Consider the following 21,143-nt stretch of genomic DNA (forward strand, 5'->3'; position numbering starts at 1 on the left):
GCCGCGCCGGCTACGGCTGCAGGCGGGTGGCCGACCAGGCACCCTCGGCGAGTGCGTACTGCAGTCGTCGGTGCATCCGGTCACGGCTGCCGTGCCAGAACTCCACGATGTCGGGCTCGAGACGCCAGGCAACCCACCGTGCCGGACGGGGGACGTCGTCGCCGGAGTCGTCGAGCAGGTCGTTCGCGTCGTCGATCAGGTCCTGCAGGGTCCGCGGCTCGAGCACGGCCGACTGGTCCGCGATGGCCGTCGCCGCGCGTGACTTCGGGGAGCGGTCCGCGAACAGGGCGTCGGACTCGGCGTCCGACAGTCGCACGACGTGGCCCTCGAACCGGAGCTGCTGCATCGTCTCGCGCCAGTACGCCTGCAGGGCCGCGTGCGGGTTCTCGGCGAGCTGCCGGCCCTTCGGGCTGTCCTCCGACGTCCCGAAGACCAGTCCGTCCGCCTCGATGCGCTTCACGTCGACCGTGCGAGCGGACACGCGGCCGTCGGCCCCGGCCGTGGCGAGGGTCATCGACAACGGCTCGGAGACCTGTCGGTCCTTCGCCGCGGACAGCCACTCGCGAGCGAGGTCGAGCGGAGACGCCGGCGGGCTGTCGAACTCGGGCAGGTGCAGGGAGTCGTCACCGGAGAGCGGGGCAGAGGACATGCACCCACCCAACCGTGCGCCGGCGGTCGGCGCTCAGGGAGTCCGGCGGTGACGCACCGAACGGGTCACGTGACGTGTCGCCCCGCGGTCCGCCGCATCGCCCGCAGCAGCAGCGGACCCGGCAGTCGCAGCAGCGCCCTCGGCACCAGCGCCCGCACCCCGGCCACCACCCGGACGGTGCGCCGGAAGCGCCGTTCCTCCCGCGGCCCCCACGCGAAGCCGTACGCCGTGCGCACCCGTTCCGGCAGCATCCCCACGGTCACGACGCGGACGAGGGGCATCGCCGCCCGCACCCACAGCGGCGCGAACCGCGGGTGCAGCAGGTCACGGACGACCCCGCGGGCGTCGTCGGTGACCTCGAGCCCCTCCAGCGTCCGCTGCCAGTACCGGTCGAACGCCGCCACCGAGGTCGGCCAACGCTCCTGCGGCACCCGCAGCGCGGTCGCGATCGGGGCGTAGGCGGCGAGGACCTGCTCGGCGCGGGCCGCGGAGACGCGTGTGCCGAACAGCTCGTGCGCCCGCCGGGCGGAGTCGAACAGGGTCGCGGCCACCCAGAGCTGCCGGTCGACGTCGTCGGCGCCGGCGACGGGCCGGTGCGCACGGTTGACGAAGCCGGCAGCGGTCGCCGAGTCGGTCTCCGTGCCGATGACGACGGCGTAGACGAACATCAGGGTGTGGGCGAGCCGCTGCTGGGGTCGCCGGGCGAAGTCCGAGTGCCGTCGGACACCGGCCGCGACGACCGGGTCGGCGATCTGCAGCAGGATGGCGCGGCCGCCCGCGGCCACGGGTGTGCTGTCGGCGAGGAACCGACGCAGGTGACGGTCGTGGACGCGCCCAGCAGGCGGACGGGAGGCACGGCGCGGGTCGTGCGTCGCGCCTCCAGGCCCTGGGGTGCTCACGCTGCACCCCGTCGGCGTCGCGCCCACAGGACGGGCCGCAGGTCCACGGCGATCGCCGCGAGGAGCGCGACTGCGCCGACGACCAGGGCGACGAGTGCGTACGAGGCGTCGGCCGGTGCACCGGTCAGGGCGAGGAGCGTCACGACGAGCCAGATCGCGGGGAGCGGCCAGAGGCGGGTCGGCGATCCGGTGACGACCGCACCGACGACGCCGACGACGAGGAGCGGGACCCAGCGACCACCGGGCTCCGAGCGGGCGGCGAGGTGTGCCGCGGCGGCGATCAGGAGCATCACCGCCACCGCCAGCAGCCGCGCTGCCGAGGGCATGCTGCGGACGCTGGCACGGACTCGTCGGGACACGGCCCGATGCTACCGAGCCGTGTCCCGGGGGGCCTGATCAGCTCAGAGCGGCTTCGTGCCGAGGTCGTTGCCGAGGTCGGCGCGGTCCTCGTCCTGCTCGTTCTCGTGCTCCCACAGGTCGGGCGAGCCCTCGCGCGGGGAGCCACCGGTCGGACCGTCGTCGGAGCCGTCACCGGGTTGCGGCTCCACGGTCTCGCCGGCGACCGCGTCGTTCGTGACCGTCTGCAGGGACTCCTCGGCCTCGTCCGCCTCGTACGGGCCGACGTGCTCACGGTCGATGTCGTCGTCGCGACGCTGCTGGGACTCGAAGTCGTCGACGGGGCTGATGCCGGGGTCGCTCATGGTGGTTCCTTTCCGTTGCGGGCCTCCTGCCTACCCGTCGGCGCTTGGCGGCCGTCCGGTTTCGTGTCGTGTTCACCCGGACGTCACCTGCCGGTCACACCGCCACGGCAGCATCGCCGATGCTCGGGGGAGTGGAGCGCGGTCGCCGACGGGTGGTCGAGCGACCGCGCCTTCCCCGCCCGGGTCGTCGGGGTCGGTGCGCTGGCCGCCTGCGCTTTCGTCCCTGGTCCGTTCAGACGCGTTCGAGCAGGTCGCGTTGCTCGACGTCGGCGAGTGCGAGGGTGCGGTAGCCGGCGGACTCGAAGAACACCGTGATGCGGTCCTCTTCCGTGCTCATCACCACGCCCGTGCCCCACTCCGCGTGCTCGACGCGCGCATCCGGCGGCCACGCTTCGTCGTTCGCACCGTCGGCGACGTGTGCAGAGGCGTCGCGGGCCGTGCCGGACGAGCAGGTGTCGCAGTTCCCGCACGGCTCCGGCAGCTCGTCGCCGAAGTAGCCGAGCAGGAACTGCCGGCGGCACCCGGTCGTCTCGGCGAGCTGGCGCATCATCGCGATGCGGGATTCCTCGACCCGTTCCCGTTCGGCGGCACGGTCGGCTGTGGCACGGGCAGCACGGTCGGCGTCCTGCGGGCCGTCCGGCACCCGGGAGACACCGTCGACGTCGTCGCGCAGGGCACCGGCGTCGAGCAGGGCGTTGAGTGCTCGACCGGCGGTGCGGGACGACAGACCAGAGGCCTCCACCAGTGCGGAGCGGGCGATCGAGCCGGTCGCCGGGACGGCATCGAACACGGCCCGGACCGAGGCCGGCCGCGGCGAGCCGGACGCGAAGAACGTGCGCAGGCCGAAGTCCTCGGCGCGGTAGTGCAGGGTGGCGCCCGCCGGTTCGGCATCCCGCCCGGCCCGTCCGATCTCCTGGTAGTAGGCGTCGATCGACTCGGGGACGTCGGCGTGCACGACGTACCGGACGTCGGGCTTGTCGATGCCCATGCCGAAGGCACTCGTCGCGACCACCACGTCGACGCCGCCGTCCAGGAACCCGGTGTGCACGGCCTCGCGCTCCGCCACCCGCATGCCGGCGTGGTACGGCTGCGCACGGCGACCGCGGGCGGCGAGGGCGTCGGCGTACTCCGTGGTCGCGGCGCGGGTGGCGACGTAGACGACCGTGGGCCCGTCGAGCTCGGCGACCTGGTCGACCACGGCCTGGCGCTTCTCGGCGTCCTCGGCGTGCCGGACCACCTCGAGCCGGATGCCGGGACGGTCGAACCCGGAGGCGAGCACGAACGGGTCGCGCATGCCGAGCCGCTCGACGATGTCGTCCCGCACCGGAGCGGAGCCCGTCGCGGTCAGGGCGAGCAGCGGCGGGCGGCCCAGGCGCTCCGCGACCTCGCCGAGCGCCAGGTAGTCCGGTCGGAAGTCGTGGCCCCAGGACGAGATGCAGTGCGCCTCGTCGACGGCGACCAGCGCGACCCCGGCATCGCGGAGGCGCTCGAGCACGTCGTCCTTCACCAGCTGCTCGGGGGCGAGGAACACGTACCCGACCTCGCCCGCGGCGACGGCGTCCCACGCATCGGCGACGTCCCGTGCCTTCTTCGTGGCGTTCAGGGCGACGGCGCGAGGGGCGTCGGGATGGTGCTCGAGCCCGACCACCTGGTCCTCCTGCAGCGCCACGAGCGGGGAGACGACCACGACGAGGCCGTCCAGCCCGAGACCGGCGACCTGGTAGATCGCGGACTTCCCCGATCCGGTGGGCATGACCGCCAGGGCGTCGCGGCGGTCGAGCACCGCGTCGATGACGGACTCCTGGTCGGGGCGGAGCGTCCAGCCGAAGACCTCGGTGGCACGGGTACGGAGTTCGGGTTGCACCGATCCACAGTGCCGAGCGGGACCTCGGGCCGGTCCCAGCGCTGCGCGCAGCGGCTCGTGCGGGTCGAGGCCGACCCGGGCCTGGTTCCCGTGCACCGGCCGTCCACCGAGCAGCGCTAGGCTGCGTGGCGGCCGTTGTCTCGACATCGAGCGACCCTCGATGTGGAGAGCGCGACCGGGAAACCGATGCCGATCGCACGAACCGTGCGGGAAGAAGAACAGCGTGGATCTTTTCGAGTATCAGGCCAGGGACCTCTTCGAGTCCTACGGCGTCCCCGTGTTGCAGGGGATCATCGCCGACACCCCCGAGCAGGCGAAGGCGGCGGCCGAGAAGATCGGTGGCGTCGTGGTCGTCAAGGCGCAGGTGAAGGTCGGCGGTCGCGGCAAGGCCGGCGGCGTGAAGGTCGCGAAGACCCCGGACGAGGCGTTCGAGCACGCGCAGGCGATCCTCGGCCTCGACATCAAGGGCCACACCGTCCAGCGCGTCATGGTCGCCCAGGGTGCCGACATCGCCGAGGAGTTCTACTTCTCCGTGCTGCTCGACCGGGCCAACCGCTCCTACCTCTCGCTGACCAGCGTCGAGGGCGGCATGGAGATCGAGCAGCTCGCCGTCGAGAAGCCCGAGGCGCTCGCCCGGGTCGAGGTCGACCCGCTGACGGGCATCGACAAGGCCGCCGCGCTCGAGATCGCCGCGCAGGCGAACTTCCCGGAGTCGCTCCGCGATCAGGTCGCCGACGTCTTCGTGAAGCTCTACGACGTCTACAAGGGCGAGGACGCGACCCTCGTCGAGGTGAACCCCCTCGTCCGCACCGGCGACGGCCAGATCCTGGCACTCGACGGCAAGGTGTCGCTCGACGAGAACGCCGACTTCCGGCACGAGGGCCACAAGCAGCTCGAGGACACCGCCAGCGAGGACCCGCTCGAGGCCAAGGCGAAGGCCCACGGGCTGAACTACGTCAAGCTCGACGGCCAGGTCGGCGTCATCGGCAACGGCGCGGGGCTCGTGATGTCGACCCTCGACGTCGTCGCCTACGCCGGTGAGCGCCACGGCGGCGTGAAGCCCGCCAACTTCCTCGACATCGGCGGCGGCGCCTCGGCCGAGGTCATGGCCAACGGCCTCGACGTCATCCTCGGCGACCCGCAGGTGAAGAGCGTGTTCGTGAACGTCTTCGGCGGCATCACCGCCTGCGACGCCGTCGCGAACGGCATCGTCGCCGCGCTCGGTATCCTCGGCGACGCGGCCACCAAGCCGCTCGTCGTGCGACTCGACGGCAACAACGTGGAAGAGGGTCGCCGGATCCTGGCGGAGGCAGCGCACCCGCTCGTCACCGTCGCCGCGACCATGGACGATGCGGCCGAGAAGGCCGCCGAACTCGCCGCCGCAGCGGCCTGAAGGGACTGACCATGTCGATCTTCCTCAACAAGGACTCCAAGGTCATCGTCCAGGGCATCACCGGTGGCGAGGGCACGAAGCACACCGCCCTGATGCTCAAGGCCGGCACGAACGTCGTCGGCGGTGTGAACGCCCGCAAGGCCGGCACCACCGTCACCCACGGCGACGTGTCGCTGCCGGTCTTCGGCTCGGTGCGCGAGGCCATCGACACCACCGGTGCCGACGTCTCGATCGTCTTCGTCCCGCCGGCGTTCGCGAAGGACGCCGTGACAGAGGCCATCGACGCCGAGATCCCGCTCGTCGTCGTCATCACCGAGGGCATCCCCGTGCAGGACTCGGCCGAGTTCTGGGCGCGCGCCAAGGCGAAGGGCGGCACGACCCGGATCATCGGGCCGAACTGCCCCGGCATCATCACCCCGGGGGAGTCCCTCGTCGGCATCACCCCGGCGACGATCACCGGCAAGGGCCCGATCGGGCTCGTCTCGAAGTCCGGCACCCTGACCTACCAGATGATGTACGAGCTCCGTGACCTGGGCTTCTCGACCGCCATCGGCATCGGCGGCGACCCGGTCATCGGCACCACGCACATCGACGCGCTCGCCGCGTTCGAGGCCGACCCCAGCACCTCGGCCATCGTGATGATCGGCGAGATCGGTGGCGACGCGGAAGAGCGCGCCGCCGAGTTCATCAAGGCGCACGTCACCAAGCCGGTCGTCGGCTACGTCGCGGGCTTCACCGCTCCCGAGGGCAAGACGATGGGCCACGCCGGCGCGATCGTGTCCGGTTCGGCCGGCACCGCCGAGGCGAAGAAGCAGGCGCTCGAGGCCGCCGGCGTCAAGGTCGGCAAGACGCCGTCCGAGACCGCCGCGCTGCTGCGCGAGGTCGTCGCCGCTCGCTAGTGACCAGCGCCCGGCAGACGGTCGGGAGGAAGCCGGGAGGCTCGGTGCGGGTTCCGCGCCGAGCCTCCCGTCGTTCCGGCTGCGGCTCACGTATCCTCGCTGCGATGAACCGCCTGGGAACCGCTCTGCTCGCCGCGATCGAGGCGATCGTGACGGTCGGCGTCGGCATCGGGATCGCCCTCGTGCCCCTGACACTGCTCTGGGGGTTCGAGTACGGCCTGCAGGTCGACTGGGACGTGTTCTGGAAGGCCACCGGCAGCGTGTGGCTCGTCGGGCACGGCGTCGACGTCTCGTTCCTGCTCGGGTCCGCACTCGCCGAGAGCACCGGGGTCAGCGGCGCCGCTGACCCCATCCACGTGACCCTCGCGGCCCTCGGGTTCGCGGTCGTGACGGCCTGGCTCGGCGCCCGCGCCGGACGTCGGTTCGCCGAGACGGAGCACCGCACCACCGGGCTGCTGGTCGGGACCGCCGCCGTCGCGCTCCTCGGTCTGGCCGTCGCGCTGTCGTCGACCTCCGCCGCCACCCGCCCCACGCTCTGGCAGGCCGTGGTGCTGCCGGCGCTCTGGTTCGGGATCCCCGCACTCGCCGCCTCCGAGGTCTGCCGTCGTCGCCGTGACCTGCCCGCCGACGCCGGCACCCAGCGCGTCATCGACCTGGTGGACCGCATCCCCGCCGTGTGGCGGTCCGTCGCCGGGTTCGGCCTGCGCGCCGGGACCGCCGCGACCGCCGTGGTCGTCGGGGTGGCCGCGGTGCTGGTCGGTCTGCTGCTCTTCACCTCGTTCGCCGAGGTCATCACCCTGTACGAGCAGTCGCACGCCGGGGTCATCGGCGGCGTCGCGCTCACCGTCGGGCAGCTCGCGTTCCTGCCGGACTTCGTCGGGTGGGCGACCTCGTGGCTGATCGGCCCCGGGTTCGCCATCGGCACCGGGTCGAGCGTGTCCCCGATCGCCACGACCCTGGGCCCCATCCCCGGTCTGCCGGTCTTCGGCGCGTTGCCGACCTCCGGTCACACCTTCGGGCTCGTCTGGATCCTCGTGCCGGTCATCGCGGGGTTCGCGATCGGCGGCTCGATGCGACCGCGGTTGGTGCGGGCGCTGGGTGCCGCCGACTCCGCGCTGCACCGTGCACTCGGTGGTGTCGTCGCAGGACTCGTGGCCGGTGTGCTCACGGGGCTGATCGCCTGGGTGTCGTCCGGTTCGTTCGGCCCCGGGCGCCTGGCCGACGTCGGCCCGGACGCCCTGGCGGTCGGTGGGTTCGCCGCACTCGAGGTCGGCCTGCCGGCGATCATCGCCCTCGCCGCGGGCAGTGACCTGGTCCGGCTGCCGGAGAGCGGATGGACGCGGGAGCGCTGGACCGAGGCCGACGATCCCGACGATGACCGCGACACGGCGCGCGCCGGGGTCGACCTCGGCGAGGGTTCCCTGCTCGCCGCGCTCGACCAGGCCGGTGCCGGGCGCACCACCGACGTGCACCGCTTCGTGGTCGAGGAGTCCCACGACGGGTCGACCGGTGCACGGCCCCGCGCGACGACCGAACGCCCGACCGGGCCGGTCAGCAGCGAGCCCGTCCGCAGCGCGTCGATCGGCAGCGAGCCGGCCGAGACGGCACCCGCACAGCCCGCCTCCGCACCCGCACCCGCACCCACGCCCGACGCACCGCGCGACCACGACACCGACCACGACGTCGAGCTCCCCGACTGGGCGAAGACCGATGCGGTGGCCGCTGACCGCCTGACCGCCGAGCCCGAACCGGAGCGCCGCAGTGCCGGGCGAGCAGCCCTGGGTGGCCTCCGCGACCGCCTGGCCGGTGCGGCCGAAGGTGTCCGAGGACGAGCCGGTGCACTCCGCGACCGCGTGACCGGCTCCGATGCCGAGCCCCAGCGCCCCGGCTCCGAGCGGCCCGCAGCGCCCGCCCCGGCAGCTGCACCCACCCCGGTACCGACCGACGCCCAGCCCGCGTTCCCGTGGAGCACCGAGGAGTTCGTCGCCGGCCGGGATGACGTGGACGAGACGGCGGAGGCGGACCGCGTGGACGTCGCGCCGGACACGCGTGCGCCCGCCTCGAGGCCGGCGGAGCAGTCCCGCCCGACGAAGTGGGACGTCACCGACCAGATCCCCGAGGACGAGCTGCCCTGGTGGCGGCAGCCGAAGGGCGACCGGTAACAGCGCCCGTCGACGCCGCGGCTCCCGGTAGGGTTGGTGCCGTGCTCGAACTGGTCGTCCTGATCTCCGGTACCGGGTCGAACCTCCGAGCCCTGCTCGAAGCGACCTTCGACGCCGAGTACCCCGCCCGTGTCGTCGCCATCGGTGCCGACCGTGACGCCGAGGGCCTCGGCCTGGGCGAGGAGTTCTCGATCCCGACCTTCACGGTGCCGTTCACCCGCTACGACTCGCGCGCCGAGTGGGGCCAGGCCCTGGCGGAGCAGATCCGCCCGTGGTCGCCCGACCTGCTCGTGCTCTCCGGCCTGATGCGCCTGCTGCCCCCGGCCGTGGTGTCCGAGTTCGCCCCGGGGATCATCAACACCCACCCGGCGTACCTGCCGGAGTTCCCCGGTGCCCACGGCGTACGGGATGCCCTGGCCGCCGGGGTCACCGAGACCGGCGCGAGCGTCATCGCGGTCGACGACGGCGTCGACACGGGGCCGATCCTCGCGCAGGAGCGCATCCCGGTGCTGCCGGGTGACACGGAGTCGACGCTGCACGACCGCATCAAGCCGGTCGAGCGCCGCCTGCTCATCCAGACCATCCTCGACATCGCCAACGGCACCACCGACCTGAAGGGCACCCCGAGCGCATGAGCGTGCACGCAGCCGACCCCAGCCTCTACCGCGACCGTGACGTGGTCCCGGTCCGCCGTGCACTGATCTCGGTGAGCGACAAGTCCGGCCTGCTCGAGCTCGCCGGCGCCCTGGCCGACTCCGGGGTCGAGATCGTGTCGACCGGCTCCACCGCGCAGACCATCCGTGACGCCGGCTACGCCGTCACCGACGTCGCGAGCGTCACCGGGTTCCCCGAGTCGCTCGACGGCCGGGTGAAGACCCTGCACCCGTCGGTGCACGCCGGCCTGCTCGCCGACCTGCGGCTCGAGTCGCACGAGCAGCAGCTCGCCGACCTCGACATCGCGCCGTTCGAGCTCGTCGTCGTGAACCTCTACCCGTTCGTCGAGACCGTGGCGTCGGGTGCCGACACCGCGACCGTGGTCGAGAACGTCGACATCGGCGGCCCCGCGATGGTCCGCGCCTCGGCGAAGAACCACCCGAACGTGGCGATCGTCGTGTCCCCGGCGTCCTACCCCGAGGTCGTCGAGGCCGTGCGGGCCGGCGGCACGACGCTCGAGCTCCGGAAGCGCCTCGCCGCCCAGGCCTTCGCGCACACCGCCGCCTACGACACCGCGGTGGCGTCCTACTTCGCGAGCGACGTCGTCACCGCCGCTGCGGCCCCGACGACCGCCGGCGACATCCGGACCCCCGGTGCGTTCGACGAGCACCTGGCGGCCGAGGCCGAGCTGTCGGCGACCCTGCGCTACGGCGAGAACGCCCACCAGGCCGCGGCGCTCTACACGACGTCGGACGGCACCGGCATCGCGCAGGCGACGCAGCTGCACGGCAAGGAGATGTCGTACAACAACTACGTCGACGCCGACGCAGCGGTCCGTGCGGCCTTCGACTTCGACGAGCCCGCCGTCGCGATCATCAAGCACGCCAACCCGTGCGGCATCGCGATCGCCCCGGCCGACTCCGCCGACCCGATCGCCTCGGCCCACGCCGCCGCGCACGCCTGCGACCCGCTCTCGGCGTTCGGCGGGGTCATCGCCGCGAACCGCCCGGTCACCGTGGCCATGGCCGAGACCGTGAAGGACATCTTCACCGAGGTCGTCGTCGCCCCCGGGTTCGACCCCGAGGCGCTCGAGATCCTGTCGCGCAAGAAGAACATCCGCCTGCTCACGCTGCCGGCCGACTTCGCGCTCGCCGACCGCGAGGTCAAGCAGATCTCCGGCGGGTTCCTGGTGCAGGACGCCGACCGCTTCACGGGCTTCGACCAGGCCACCTGGACCCTCGTCGCCGGCGAGCCCGCCGACGAGCAGACCCTCGCCGACCTGGCCTTCGCGTGGCGGGCGAGCCGTTCGGTGAAGTCGAACGCCATCCTGCTGGCGAACCAGGGCGCGAGTGTCGGTGTCGGGATGGGCCAGGTCAACCGGGTCGACTCCTGCCACCTCGCGGTGAACCGTGCCGGTGACCGCGCGACCGGCAGTGTCGCGGCGTCGGACGCGTTCTTCCCGTTCGCCGATGGCCTGCAGGTGCTGCTCGACGCCGGTGTCCGCGCGGTGGCGCAGCCCGGTGGCAGCGTCCGCGACGACGAGGTCATCGCCGCGGCGAAGGCCGCCGGCGTCACGATGTACTTCACGAGCGAGCGCCACTTCTTCCACTGATGTGAACAATCGGTGGCGAACCATTGCGCGCCATGAGTCACTGTGAATAGTCTGTAAGGCTCCGCGGCAGGCAGCCGACGATCCCTCGGGACCGGCGGCACCGCGGACACAACGGTGACGAAGACGACGACTGGAGTGACGATGGACAACATGACCGGAACCGTGGCGACGGCCGCCCGTGCAGGTCTCGTGTCCGTCGTGGGGACCACTCCCGCACGGCGATCCCTGATCGCACCGCGGCCCCGCGCCGCGGCCGCCGTCTAGTCGGGCCGTTCCCACGGCCCCGCGGCGCAGCAGCACCGGCGTCCGCGAACCACCCGCCTGAACCCGGGGGACGACTGTCCCTCGGTGCCTCCGGCCCGACCGACGTCATGCGAGTGACGGCGGAGACGCGACCACGCGCCCGGCCGATGATCACCACGCAACGCCACACCGAGCCTCCAGGCCGAAGCCGTGCGACGCGAGCAAGCAAGCAGCAAGCAAGCAAGCAGCAGCGAGCAAGCACCGCGCAGCGCGACCCGGGGACCCGGCAGACGCATGAGGACGCAACGCATGTCCAAGTCGCCCACCACGGCGCGCCCGTCCACCTTCCGCGCGATCGCGCGGATCTACCCCTACGTGAAGCCCTACCAGGGGCGCCTCATCGGCGGCATGGCCGCAGCGATGGGAGCCTCCCTGGTGGCGCTCGCAATCCCCTACGTGCTGCAGTGGCTCGTCGACGGTCCGCTGTCGTCGCGCGACTCGGCGCAGATCTGGCCCGCCGGGCTCGGGGTGCTCGCCCTCGGTGTGCTCGAGGCGTTCTTCATCGCCTCGCGCCGCCGGCTGGTGATGCGCCCCTCGACCCGCATCGAGACCAGCATGCGCAACTCGCTCTACGCGAAGCTGCAGGACCTGCCGGTCGCGTTCCACGACCGCTGGGAGTCCGGGCAGCTGCTGTCCCGTTCCGTGTCGGACCTGTCGCTGATCCGGCGTTGGCTGGCCTTCGGGGTCGTCCTGCTCGTCGTGAACATCGTGACGATCGTCGTCGGCTTCGTCGTGCTGTTCACCTTCGGCTGGATCCTCGGGCTGATCTTCCTGATCGCCTCGATCCCGCTGTGGATCAACGGCCTGCTGTTCGAGCGCCGGTACTCCGCCGTCGCACGCCGCAGCCAGGACCAGGTCGGAGACCTCGCCACGAGCGTCGAGCAGTCGGTGCACGGCATCCGCGTGCTCAAGGCGTTCGGTCGCGGCGGCGCGAAGCTCGAGGAGTTCAGCGAGCAGGCCGAGGCGCTGCGCGGCACCGAGATCAAGAAGGCGAAGGCCATCGCGGGCATCTGGCTCTGGCTGCTGCTCGTGCCGGACGTCGCGTTCGCCCTGTGCCTGCTCGCCGGCATCTGGCTGGCGTCGCAGGGGCAGCTCAGCGTCGGCCAGCTGTTCGCGTTCTTCGCGACGGCGACGGTGCTGCGGTTCCCGATCGAGTCGATCGGCTTCCTGCTCTCGATGACGTTCGACACCCGCACGGCGGTCGACCGCTTCTTCGAGGTCATGGACTCCGAGAACACCATCACGGACCCGGAGCACCCGAAGACGATCGCCCAGCCGCACGGCGCCCTGTCGTTCAACGGCGTGCACTTCCGGTACCAGGACTCCGCACCGCAGTACCCGGACCTGATCAACGGCGTCGAACTGCAGCTGCAGCCGGGCGAGACCATGGCGCTCGTCGGGCTCACCGGCTGCGGCAAGACGACGCTGCTCTCGCTCGTGCCGCGTCTGTACGACGTGACGGGCGGCTCGGTGACGATCGACGGGGTCGACATCCGCGACCTCACCCGCGAGGAACTGCGCCGGCACGTCGGCGTCGCCTTCGAGGACGCCACCCTGTTCTCGTCGACCGTGCGTGAGAACGTGCTCCTCGGGCGACCGGACGTGCAGGGTGCCGAGGCCGAGGCGCTCATGCGCGAGGCGCTCGACATCGCGCAGGCGTCCTTCGTGGACGACCTGCCCGACGGCGTCGACACCCGGGTCGGTGAAGAGGGGCTGTCGCTGTCCGGTGGCCAGCGCCAGCGCCTGGCACTCGCCCGCGCGATCGCCGCCCGGCCGTCGGTGCTCGTGCTCGACGACCCGCTGTCGGCGCTCGACGTCGACACCGAGGCGCGGGTCGAGGCGGGCCTGCGCCGTGTGCTCGCCGACACCACGTCGCTCATCGTGGCGCACCGTCCGTCGACGGTGACGCTGGCCGACCGGGTCGCCCTGATGGAGAACGGCGTCGTCACGGCCGTCGGGACCCACCACGAGCTGATGGCCACCAACGAGCACTACCGCTACGTCATCTCGTCGCTCGACGACGACGACGCGACCGCACGACAGGAGGCGATGGCATGAGCCAGCAGACCGACCAGAACCTGCCGGGAGGCACGGCGTCCGTCCCGCAGGAAGCTCCGGACGAGCAGGCTGCCGCCCCCGTCACCGCCTCGATCACCACCATGGGCGTGCGCGGCGAGGAGCGTGAGGACTTCACGAAGGCCGAGAGCAAGCGCCTGCGGCGCCGGTCCCTCGCCCTGCTCGGGTCCCTCGCCGCACCGCTGAAGCTCCGGCTGGTGCTGCTCGGCATCGTGGTCGTGGTCTCGACCGCCGGCACCGTCGCGGGTCCGGCGCTCATCGCGTGGGGCATCGACAACGCCCTGCCCGCGGTGATGGACCAGAACGACTGGGTGCCGGCGTTCGGCGTCGTCGCGACGTACATCGTCGTGGCCGTCCTCGGTGCGGTGCTGACGGCCTGGTACACGGTGCTCGCGGCACGGATCAGCCAGGCGATCCTGTTCGACCTGCGCAAGCGGGTGTTCCTGCACACGCAGCGGCTCTCGCTCGAGTTCCACGAGACCTACACGTCGGGCCGGATCATCTCGCGCCAGACGAGTGACCTCGACTCGATCCGCGAGCTGCTCGACTCCGGGCTGAACCAGCTGATCCAGGGCGTGCTGTACATGGTGTTCACCGCCGTGGCCCTGGTGCTGCTCGACCCGACGTCCGGGCTCGTGCTCGCGGTGTCGCTCGTGCCGCTCTGGTTCCTGATCCGCTGGTTCCAGACGAACTCGCAGACGCTGTTCCGCGCCACCCGCGTCACCTCGGCGCGCGTGATCGTGCACTTCGTCGAGACGATGACGGGCATCCGAGCGGTGCAGGCGTTCCGCAAGGAGTCCCGCAACCGTGACGAGTACGGCGGCTTCGTCGAGGACTACCGGGTGGCGAACACGAAGGTGTTCAACCTGTTCGGCACGTTCGACCCGGTGCTCGTGCTCATCGGCAACGCGACGCTGGCCGCGGTCGTCATCGTCGGTGGTTTCCGGATCGTCGGCGGGACGCTCGAGGTCGGTGCGCTGCTCGCGGTCGCGCTGTACGCCAAGCGCTTCTTCGACCCGGCGCAGGAACTCGCGATGTTCTACAACGGGTACCAGTCGGCCTCGGCGGCGATGGAGAAGATCTCCGGCGTCCTCGAGGAACGGCCGAGCGTGCCGGACCCCGTGAAACCCACCCGTCTGGCGGACGCCACCGGGAAGATGGACTTCGACGAGGTCGTCTTCGCCTACAACAAGGGCAAGGTCGTGCTGCCGGAGTTCGACCTGCACATCCCGTCGGGGCAGACCATCGCCCTCGTCGGGTCCACCGGTGCCGGCAAGTCGACGCTCGCCAAGCTCATGGCGCGCTTCTACGACCCGACGCAGGGCTCGGTCAAGCTCGACGGTGTGGACCTGCGCGACCTCGACACGAAGGACATGCGCCGCGCGATCGTCATGGTCACGCAAGAGGCGTACCTGTTCTCCGGCACCGTCGCGGACAACATCGCGCTCGGCAAGCCCGGTGCGTCTCGCGAGGAGATCGAGGCGAGCGCCAAGGCCGTCGGCGCGCACGAGTTCATCATGGCGCTGCCCGACGGGTACGACACCGACGTGAACAAGCGCGGTGGCCGTGTCTCGGCGGGCCAGCGGCAGCTGCTCTCGTTCGCGCGGGCGTTCATCGCGGACCCGAAGGTGCTCATCCTCGACGAGGCCACGGCGTCGCTCGACATCCCCTCGGAGCGACTGGTGCAAGAGGGCCTGGAGACCCTGCTCGCCGACCGCACCGCGGTGATCATCGCGCACCGCCTGTCCACCGTCGCGATCGCCCACCGGGTGCTCGTGATGGAACACGGCCGGATCGTCGAGGACGGCACCCCCGCCGACCTCATCGCCGGCACCGGACGGTTCGCCCAGCTGCACGCGGCCTGGCGCGACTCGCTCGTCTAGGCCCCGATCGGGCTGCACCACGTGGTTGGCTTGCTCCATGAGCAACGACAGCGTGGTGCAGCCCGGCGGCGTCGCCCTGCACGACCCCTTCTACGGTGCCCCCTTCACCGAGGCCGTCCGACGGTTCTGGCGGAAGTACACCGTGTTCACCGGACGGGCATCGCGCGCCGAGTTCTGGTGGTGGTGGCTGACGTCGTTCGCGATCGGACTCGTGCTGCAGCTCGTGCCGCAGGTGTTCACGCCGGACTCCCCGGCGCTCGAGAACCCCGTCGGCTCGTACCTGTTCATGCTGTGGGTGCTCGCGACGCTCATCGGGTCGCTCGCGCTCGGCGCCCGACGGCTGCACGACGCGAACCTGTCCGGCTTCTGGCAGTTCCTGCACGTGCTGCCGGGCCTCGGCTCGCTCATCGTGTACGTGCTGTGCCTGCTGCCCGCGAACCCGAAGGGTGCGCGCTTCGACCGCTGAGGCCGACCTGCGTGGCGCGAGGTCAGAACGGGTCGTCCGCGTCCGTGCTGGGTGACCAGCGCGCACGACGCATGTCGAGCCTCCAGGCCGACGTCCCCTGCACGAGCGGCGTCCCCTCGACGCGGTAGTGCTCGAGTGCCCGGGCCTCGTGGTGGAGCGGCGGGTGCCCGCCCGCGCGCACCACGCGCCACCACGGCAGGTCGGCGCCCTCGTGCGCCATCACCTTGCCGACGGCACGCGACGCCCGCGACCCGAGGGCTGCGGCGACGTCGCCGTACGTCATGACGTGACCCGGCGGGATCATCCGCACCACCTCGGCGACGGCGGCGCCGAAGTCGACGGTGGCATCGTCGGACGGCACGGCGTCGGATGCCACGTCGTCGGAGGGCACGGCGTCGGAGAGCGCTAGAGCGTCAGGACCGCGAAGTGGTCGCCGTACTGGGTCTCGCGCACGACCTCGAAGCCCACGGCGCGGAAGAACGCCTCGGGGCTGTCGTCACCGCCCGGCTCGTACACGACCGTCAGCCGCTCGAACCCGCGGCTGCGTGCCTCGTCCGCCAGGCCGTGCACGGCGAAGCGACCGACGCCCCGGCCCTGTGCGCTCGCCGCCACGTTGACGCGCCAGATGCAGCTGCGCAGCTCTTCCTGCGCGTTGTCGGCGTCGAACGAACCGATGATCAGTCCGAGGACCTCGTCGTCGTCGAGGACGACACGGGTCCACGCGGAGCTCGGCTTGACGTCGGACTCGGCGACCCCGTAGGTGGTCGGCTGCACGAACTGTTCCTGGCCCGGCTTGAGCGTCAGGGAGTTGGCCGCGGCAGCGGTCTTCGCGGAGAGTTCTTCCAGGCGCAGGTCGGACATGCGGCCAGGCTAACGGTGCAGACCGTGCGGAAGCCAGAGACGACGGCAGACCGAGACCGCACCGTTGCCGCGGTATGGTCGCGGCATGGCAGAGCATCGACGCGGAGCGAACCTCCCGTCGATCGGCGGGTTCAACCGCACCGTGGTCCTCGACGCCGTCCGCCGCTCACCCGACGGCCTGAGCCGCGTCGAACTCGCAGCCCGCACCGGACTGAGCGCGCAGACCGTGTCGAACGTCACCCGGTTCCTGATCGAGGCCGGCATGATCGTCGAGTCCGGCACCGTCGTGTCCGGTCGCGGCAAGCCCCGCACGATCCTGCGGCTCGAACCGGGCAGCCGGTACGCGGTCGGCGTGCACGTCGACCCGGCCGTCGTCACCTACGTGCTGCTCGACCTCGCCGGCACCGTCGTCGCCGCGTCCACCACCTCGACCCCCACGGCCGACGACCCGTCCGAGGTGGTGCGCACCATCGCCTCGGCCGTCGACGGGCTCGTCGCCGACGCCGGGGTGGCCGTCGACAGCGTGCTCGGAGTCGGGATCGCGAGTCCCGGACCCATCGACGTCGAGGCGGGCATCGTGGTCGACCCGCCGTTCCTGCCCCGGTGGCGGGACGTGCCGCTGCGCGATGCGCTCGCCGAGGCCACCGGGTACCCGGTCCTGCTCGAGAAGGACGTCACGGCTGCCGCGGTCGGCGAGATGTTCCTGGCGGGGGAATCCTCGGCCCGGAACTTCGCGTTCGTGTACTTCGGCACCGGGTTCGGCGTCGGGCTCGTCGTCGACCACGAACCCGTGCGCGGGGTGGGGTCCAACGCGGGCGACGCCGGGCACATCATGGTCGACCAGGGGTCGCTCGCGGGCACCCCGGACGGCTCGGGCACGCGCGGCGAGGTCGGTGCAGCCGTCGCGCCGGACCGGCTGGTGCGGATCGCCCGGTCGCGGGGGCTCGGGTTGTCGGGCGGCGGCGCGGTCGCCGATGCCGATGCAGACGCCGCCGATGTCGACGCTGTGAACGCCGCGTGGGACGAACTCGCCGTGGCGATCGCGGACGGGGACGACACCGCCGTCACGCTCGCGGCCGATGCCGGCACCGTCATGGGCAACGCCGTCGTCCTCATCGTGAACCTGCTCGACATCGACCGCGTGGTGTTCGGCGGCCCGTTCTGGTCGCGCATCGCGAGTGCTGCTCTGCCGGCCGCGCGGACCGCCATCGTCGGGTCGCCGTTGCTCGTGCCGAAGCACGCCGTGCAGGTGGTGGAGAGCGACCGCGGTGCCGACGTCGCCGCCGTGGGTGCCGCCTGCCTGGTGCTCGACGCCGCGCTCTCGCCACGGGCCAGCACCCTGCTAATCCGGCGCTGAGTCCGCACGCCGCGTCGTACCCGCCTCGGCCCGCTACGCTGCCGATCGACGATCCGCCCCGAGGCGGGGAACGGTGGGGGACGCATGACGAACACGACGCAGGCCACGGACGCGGCGAATGCGACCGACGCGATGGACCCGCGGTGGGCCCGGGTGCGCCCGCTCGTCTTCCGGACCATCATCGGCGCGGTCGTCGCCGCGGGACTCATCGGGATCATCGCGGTACTGATCGGCGACTTCGGACGGGTCGCGGTGCAGCTGCTCCTGACCGTCGTGGTGGTGGTCGTCTTCGCGCTGCTGTCCTGGTACGACGCCGACGTCTCGTCCAGGCGGTCGGGGACCTTCGCCTTCGTGAGCATCGTCACGTCGATGTACCTGCTCGTCGCCGGGCTGGTCAAGGTGTGGATCGTGCCGAGCAGCCCGTTGGCCGACGACGACGGGATCTGGCTCGTCCTGGAGCGTTTCTGGCACTGGATGTGGCTCGTCGGCGTGGCCCGGGTGGCACTGCTGCACGTGCACCTGCTGCTCGTCATCCATCGCCGCTACCCGACCCCAGCGCTGCAGGTCGTGGCCAAGGCCACCGTCGGCGTGATCGCCCTGCTCGCACTGCTGCTCTCGATCCCGTTGCTCGCGCCGGACGTCGACTACGCGCGGGGCTACTGGCGGCTCGTCTGGGTGGTGGTGATCCTCGACCTGCTCGGGACCGTCGTGGTGCCGCTCAGCAACGCACTGTTCCGTCCGCGGGCCGCGGTGCCGTCGGCGACGTGGTCGGTGCCCGACCCGCAGCCGGCATGGAGCGCGACGCCGACGCCCGACGCTCCCGTGCCCGCGGCTCCGCTGCTCGCCGCGCCCGTCCCGCCCGCGTCGCCACCGACGCCGACGCCGGCCCCCGACACGGTCGTCGCGTCCGACGGTCGTCGCTACGCGACCCGTCCCGCAGCCTCCCGTGCGCTGGCGTGGCCCCGCTACGTCGACGGCACGCCCCTGCCCGCGCTGCCCGACGGGACGCCGGACTTCTCGGAGGTCACGGAGCGCTGACACGGCCTTCCGCCCACTCCGTGTGCAGGAACGGTCGGGTCAGCAGCGGGGACCCGACCGTTTCTGCACGCCATGGGCGGTGGGGCCGGCCCCAGGGCGGACGGGAGGCACGGTGCGGGGCCGCTCCACGCCTCCCGGCCGACAGCGGGGCGGGGTCAGTGCGCCGAACCGTGCATGGTCTGGGTGTCGTCCTGACCGGGGATGGCGTCCTTCGTGGTCCAGCCGTACCAGCGGCCGTCGATCTCGGTGACCGCGCGACCGTCGCCGCAGGTGACCAGGCCCTTGCTCGGGATCTCCTCGGGCAGGAAGTCGGCGGTCATCGCCGTGCCGCCGTACGACTCATCGAGCGCGGTGCAGTCGTCCACGTCGACGCCGTCCTTCGACGCGAACCCGATGACGTACCCGGGCTGGGAGACGTGGAGGCGGACATCGATGTCCTTCGCGTCCTCCGGCACCCACTTCGGCATGAAGAACGCCAGGTCCTCGGACTCCCCGGAACGTGGGGCGTCGGAGTACGCGTCGAAGTGCTTCTGCGGGGTCTTGTTCGGCACGATGTCCTGGATCGCGCTGCAGCCGGCGGTCAGCAGCAGGGCGGACACCGCGGCGGTGGAGGCGAGGGCGATCCGGAGGGTGCGGCGGGCGGTGGTGGGGCGCGTGTCGGTGCTCATGGATCCAGTCTCGCGACGGTCGCGGCGCTGAAACATCACGTGCGCACCCGGAAGCGGCCGGGGGTTACCCCCACCCGCTTGCTCAGGTCGCTTCGGTAAGCAGGTTCGGTGCACCAGACGCAGCAGCCACCGGTCGGAGTCCCCTGGCACCAGGCGACGTTCCCCGCCTCGTTCTCGCGGTTCTGGCGGGGGTACCTCGTGTTCCGGGGTCGTGCCGCTCGCGCCGAGTTCTGGTGGTGGGCGCTCTGGTGGGCGATCATCTCCGCTGCGATCAACATCGTGTACGGCGTCGGACTCTTCATGACGCCGCCGACCGTGCCGAGCCCGGACGAGACGCGCGTCCTCGACCAGGCGATGCAGTCCTTCAACCCGTTCCCGGTCTGGTGGTTCCTGCTCACGTCGATGCCGGTCTTCGCCAAGGCCGCTTTGGGCGTCTTCGTGGTCGTCGGGCTCGCGGCGCTGCTGCCCTGGATCGCCATCGCGGTGCGGCGGCTCCACGACACGAACCGATCCGGTTGGTGGGTCCTGCTGTACCTCGTGCCCGCCGGCAACATCGCGCTCGCCGTGTTCCTCGCGCTGCCCTCGGAGCCACCCGCGGCACCGCAGCAGTCCGGGCCACCCGTGGGCGATCGGCCCGCGCACCCGGTCGTGACGCCGCAGTAGCGTCGGGGCATGCAGCAGGAGATCCTCCGGTACACCGCGTTCGCCGCCGAGCCGGGCGGTGGCAACCCAGCCGGGCTCGTGCTCGACGCGGCCGGACTGACCGACGACCAGATGCTCGCGATCGCCCGGCAGGTCGGGTACCCCGAGACCGCCTTCGTCGTCGGTGCGACGGTGACCGGGCCACGCGTCCGCTACTTCTCGCCGAGCGCCGAGGTCCCGTTCTGCGGGCACGCCACCGTTGCACTGGCCGTCGCGCTGGCGGAACGCGAGGGGCCGGGCGGCCGGGTGTTCACGACCCTGGCCGGCGAGGTCGCCCTCGATGCGACCGTCGGTTCGGACGGCGCGGTGCAGGTCGCGATGACCAGTGTCGAGCCGGCGACGCGGGACATCGAGCCGGCCCTGCTGGCTCGACTGTTCGACATGCTCGGACTCGAGGCCGCGGACATCGCTGCGGGGTTCCCGGTGCTGGAGTCCTTCGCCGGAAACTGGAACCCGGTCCTCGTGCTGCACGACCGCGAGCTGTTCCACCAGTTCCGGTTCGCGCCGGGGCCCCTCGCCGAGCTCAAGCGCGAGGCCGGCTGGGCGGGGACCGTCACGGTGCTGTACCGCACCGGCGACCGGGAGTACGAGGCGCGCAACCTGTTCCCCGCCGGGCGCATCACCGAGGACCCGGCGACGGGATCGGCCGCGGCGTCGACCGGGGCGTACCTGCGGCAGATCGGTGCAGCGCAGCCGGGCGACCGCGTCACGATCCGGCAGGGGCGGCACGTCGGGCGTCCGAGTCTGCTGCTCGTGGACGTGCCCGAGGCCGGCGGGATCACGGTGACGGGGAGCGCGACCCCGATCTCCTGACAGACGTTCCTTCCCAGAACGCACGCGATGGGAAGCGGAATCGGGCGTACCTGGTCGAAACTTCCGACCCGGTACGCCCGATTCGACCCGGTACGCCCGATTCCGCCCGGCACGCCCGATTCCGCCCCAGAAACTCCTTGACA

Annotated in this window: 20 protein-coding genes; 12 read left to right on the forward strand and 8 right to left on the reverse strand. The window is 71.9% G+C overall.

Annotated elements, in window-relative coordinates; translation table 11 throughout:
• Window positions 1–10 precede the first annotated feature (10 nt).
• The 5 genes from DEJ30_RS06435 to DEJ30_RS06450 form a co-directional block, all read right to left on the reverse strand.
• On the reverse strand, window positions 11–649 hold the full coding sequence (locus DEJ30_RS06435; RefSeq protein WP_110859539.1) for a pyridoxal 5'-phosphate synthase: 639 nt from the start codon (window positions 647–649) through the stop codon (window positions 11–13).
• A 65-nt stretch (window positions 650–714) separates the two neighbouring features.
• Window positions 715–1,548, reverse strand: a complete 834-nt coding sequence (locus tag DEJ30_RS06440; protein WP_181420024.1) for an oxygenase MpaB family protein — start codon at window positions 1,546–1,548, stop codon at window positions 715–717.
• Complete coding sequence (locus DEJ30_RS18085; RefSeq protein ID WP_181420025.1) at window positions 1,545–1,907, reverse strand: hypothetical protein; 363 nt, start codon at window positions 1,905–1,907, stop codon at window positions 1,545–1,547. The genes DEJ30_RS06440 and DEJ30_RS18085 overlap by 4 nt, the downstream gene beginning before the upstream one ends.
• A gap of 42 nt (window positions 1,908–1,949) precedes the next feature.
• Window positions 1,950–2,249, reverse strand: a complete 300-nt coding sequence (locus DEJ30_RS06445) for a hypothetical protein (protein WP_110859541.1) — start codon at window positions 2,247–2,249, stop codon at window positions 1,950–1,952.
• 232 nt (window positions 2,250–2,481) lie between these two features.
• Window positions 2,482–4,113, reverse strand: a complete 1,632-nt coding sequence (locus tag DEJ30_RS06450) for a RecQ family ATP-dependent DNA helicase (protein ID WP_110859570.1) — start codon at window positions 4,111–4,113, stop codon at window positions 2,482–2,484.
• 223 nt (window positions 4,114–4,336) lie between these two features.
• Between DEJ30_RS06450 and sucC the strand changes: the two genes are divergently transcribed.
• The 8 genes from sucC to DEJ30_RS06490 all read left to right on the forward strand — a co-directional run bounded on the left by sucC (window position 4,337) and on the right by DEJ30_RS06490 (window position 15,561).
• Window positions 4,337–5,506, forward strand: a complete 1,170-nt coding sequence (gene sucC / locus DEJ30_RS06455; protein ID WP_110859542.1) for an ADP-forming succinate--CoA ligase subunit beta — start codon at window positions 4,337–4,339, stop codon at window positions 5,504–5,506.
• An 11-nt stretch (window positions 5,507–5,517) separates the two neighbouring features.
• Window positions 5,518–6,405 (forward strand): succinate--CoA ligase subunit alpha, encoded by an 888-nt coding sequence (gene sucD, locus DEJ30_RS06460; protein ID WP_110859543.1) that lies wholly within the window; start codon window positions 5,518–5,520, stop codon window positions 6,403–6,405.
• Between the two features lie 104 nt (window positions 6,406–6,509).
• Window positions 6,510–8,567 carry a DUF6350 family protein gene (locus DEJ30_RS06465; protein WP_110859544.1) on the forward strand — a complete coding sequence of 686 codons (2,058 nt, stop codon included), beginning with the start codon at window positions 6,510–6,512 and terminating at the stop codon, window positions 8,565–8,567.
• Between the two features lie 41 nt (window positions 8,568–8,608).
• Entirely contained in the window at window positions 8,609–9,202 is a 594-nt protein-coding gene (gene purN, locus DEJ30_RS06470) for a phosphoribosylglycinamide formyltransferase (RefSeq protein ID WP_071404669.1), read from the forward strand.
• A complete protein-coding gene (gene purH / locus DEJ30_RS06475; RefSeq protein ID WP_110859545.1) occupies window positions 9,199–10,833 on the forward strand; it encodes a bifunctional phosphoribosylaminoimidazolecarboxamide formyltransferase/IMP cyclohydrolase in 1,635 nt (544 codons plus the stop codon). Before purN ends, purH begins: the two co-directional genes overlap by 4 nt.
• 552 nt (window positions 10,834–11,385) lie before the next feature.
• Window positions 11,386–13,194 carry an ABC transporter ATP-binding protein gene (locus tag DEJ30_RS06480; protein ID WP_110859546.1) on the forward strand — a complete coding sequence of 603 codons (1,809 nt, stop codon included), beginning with the start codon at window positions 11,386–11,388 and terminating at the stop codon, window positions 13,192–13,194.
• 101 nt (window positions 13,195–13,295) lie between these two features.
• Window positions 13,296–15,095 (forward strand): ABC transporter ATP-binding protein, encoded by a 1,800-nt coding sequence (locus tag DEJ30_RS06485; RefSeq protein WP_110859571.1) that lies wholly within the window; start codon window positions 13,296–13,298, stop codon window positions 15,093–15,095.
• A 37-nt stretch (window positions 15,096–15,132) separates the two neighbouring features.
• Complete coding sequence (locus DEJ30_RS06490) at window positions 15,133–15,561, forward strand: DUF805 domain-containing protein (protein WP_110859547.1); 429 nt, start codon at window positions 15,133–15,135, stop codon at window positions 15,559–15,561.
• Between the two features lie 22 nt (window positions 15,562–15,583).
• On the opposite strand, the gene DEJ30_RS06495 is transcribed toward DEJ30_RS06490, so the two are convergent.
• Entirely contained in the window at window positions 15,584–15,937 is a 354-nt protein-coding gene (locus tag DEJ30_RS06495) for an MGMT family protein (protein WP_258369848.1), read from the reverse strand.
• A gap of 29 nt (window positions 15,938–15,966) precedes the next feature.
• Window positions 15,967–16,422: a GNAT family N-acetyltransferase gene (locus DEJ30_RS06500; protein WP_027466669.1), complete on the reverse strand. Its 456-nt coding sequence runs from the start codon at window positions 16,420–16,422 to the stop codon at window positions 15,967–15,969.
• A gap of 85 nt (window positions 16,423–16,507) precedes the next feature.
• Here DEJ30_RS06500 and DEJ30_RS06505 point away from each other — a divergent pair, with 85 nt between their 5' ends.
• Together DEJ30_RS06505 and DEJ30_RS06510 are read left to right on the forward strand one after the other, a co-directional pair.
• On the forward strand, window positions 16,508–17,779 hold the full coding sequence (locus DEJ30_RS06505) for an ROK family transcriptional regulator (RefSeq protein ID WP_110859548.1): 1,272 nt from the start codon (window positions 16,508–16,510) through the stop codon (window positions 17,777–17,779).
• An 84-nt stretch (window positions 17,780–17,863) separates the two neighbouring features.
• On the forward strand, window positions 17,864–18,817 hold the full coding sequence (locus tag DEJ30_RS06510; protein ID WP_110859549.1) for a hypothetical protein: 954 nt from the start codon (window positions 17,864–17,866) through the stop codon (window positions 18,815–18,817).
• 155 nt (window positions 18,818–18,972) lie between these two features.
• On the opposite strand, the gene DEJ30_RS06515 is transcribed toward DEJ30_RS06510, so the two are convergent.
• Entirely contained in the window at window positions 18,973–19,485 is a 513-nt protein-coding gene (locus tag DEJ30_RS06515; RefSeq protein ID WP_110859550.1) for a hypothetical protein, read from the reverse strand.
• Window positions 19,486–19,593: 108 nt separating this feature from the next.
• On the opposite strand from DEJ30_RS06515, the gene DEJ30_RS06520 reads away from it, so the two are divergent.
• Together DEJ30_RS06520 and DEJ30_RS06525 are read left to right on the forward strand one after the other, a co-directional pair.
• Window positions 19,594–20,148 (forward strand): DUF805 domain-containing protein, encoded by a 555-nt coding sequence (locus tag DEJ30_RS06520; protein ID WP_110859551.1) that lies wholly within the window; start codon window positions 19,594–19,596, stop codon window positions 20,146–20,148.
• A gap of 9 nt (window positions 20,149–20,157) precedes the next feature.
• Window positions 20,158–21,000, forward strand: a complete 843-nt coding sequence (locus DEJ30_RS06525) for a PhzF family phenazine biosynthesis protein (protein WP_110859552.1) — start codon at window positions 20,158–20,160, stop codon at window positions 20,998–21,000.
• The last annotated feature ends 143 nt before the right edge of the window (window positions 21,001–21,143 follow it).

It is taken from the genome of Curtobacterium sp. MCPF17_003 (assembly GCF_003224385.1).
Lineage (GTDB): Bacteria > Actinomycetota > Actinomycetes > Actinomycetales > Microbacteriaceae > Curtobacterium > Curtobacterium flaccumfaciens.

What these genes read in the sequence shown, in the direction of transcription:
- DEJ30_RS06435 (WP_110859539.1), bottom strand. Translation starts at nt 649, where the DNA reads ATGTCCTCTGCCCCGCTCTCCGGTGACGACTCCCTGCACCTGCCCGAG.
- DEJ30_RS06445 (WP_110859541.1), bottom strand. Translation starts at nt 2,249, where the DNA reads ATGAGCGACCCCGGCATCAGCCCCGTCGACGACTTCGAGTCCCAGCAG.
- sucD (WP_110859543.1), top strand. Translation starts at nt 5,518, where the DNA reads ATGTCGATCTTCCTCAACAAGGACTCCAAGGTCATCGTCCAGGGCATC.
- DEJ30_RS06465 (WP_110859544.1), top strand. Translation starts at nt 6,510, where the DNA reads ATGAACCGCCTGGGAACCGCTCTGCTCGCCGCGATCGAGGCGATCGTG.
- purH (WP_110859545.1), top strand. Translation starts at nt 9,199, where the DNA reads ATGAGCGTGCACGCAGCCGACCCCAGCCTCTACCGCGACCGTGACGTG.
- DEJ30_RS06480 (WP_110859546.1), top strand. Translation starts at nt 11,386, where the DNA reads ATGTCCAAGTCGCCCACCACGGCGCGCCCGTCCACCTTCCGCGCGATC.
- DEJ30_RS06485 (WP_110859571.1), top strand. Translation starts at nt 13,296, where the DNA reads ATGGGCGTGCGCGGCGAGGAGCGTGAGGACTTCACGAAGGCCGAGAGC.
- DEJ30_RS06490 (WP_110859547.1), top strand. Translation starts at nt 15,133, where the DNA reads ATGAGCAACGACAGCGTGGTGCAGCCCGGCGGCGTCGCCCTGCACGAC.
- DEJ30_RS06500 (WP_027466669.1), bottom strand. Translation starts at nt 16,422, where the DNA reads ATGTCCGACCTGCGCCTGGAAGAACTCTCCGCGAAGACCGCTGCCGCG.
- DEJ30_RS06505 (WP_110859548.1), top strand. Translation starts at nt 16,508, where the DNA reads ATGGCAGAGCATCGACGCGGAGCGAACCTCCCGTCGATCGGCGGGTTC.
- DEJ30_RS06510 (WP_110859549.1), top strand. Translation starts at nt 17,864, where the DNA reads ATGACGAACACGACGCAGGCCACGGACGCGGCGAATGCGACCGACGCG.
- DEJ30_RS06515 (WP_110859550.1), bottom strand. Translation starts at nt 19,485, where the DNA reads ATGAGCACCGACACGCGCCCCACCACCGCCCGCCGCACCCTCCGGATC.
- DEJ30_RS06525 (WP_110859552.1), top strand. Translation starts at nt 20,158, where the DNA reads ATGCAGCAGGAGATCCTCCGGTACACCGCGTTCGCCGCCGAGCCGGGC.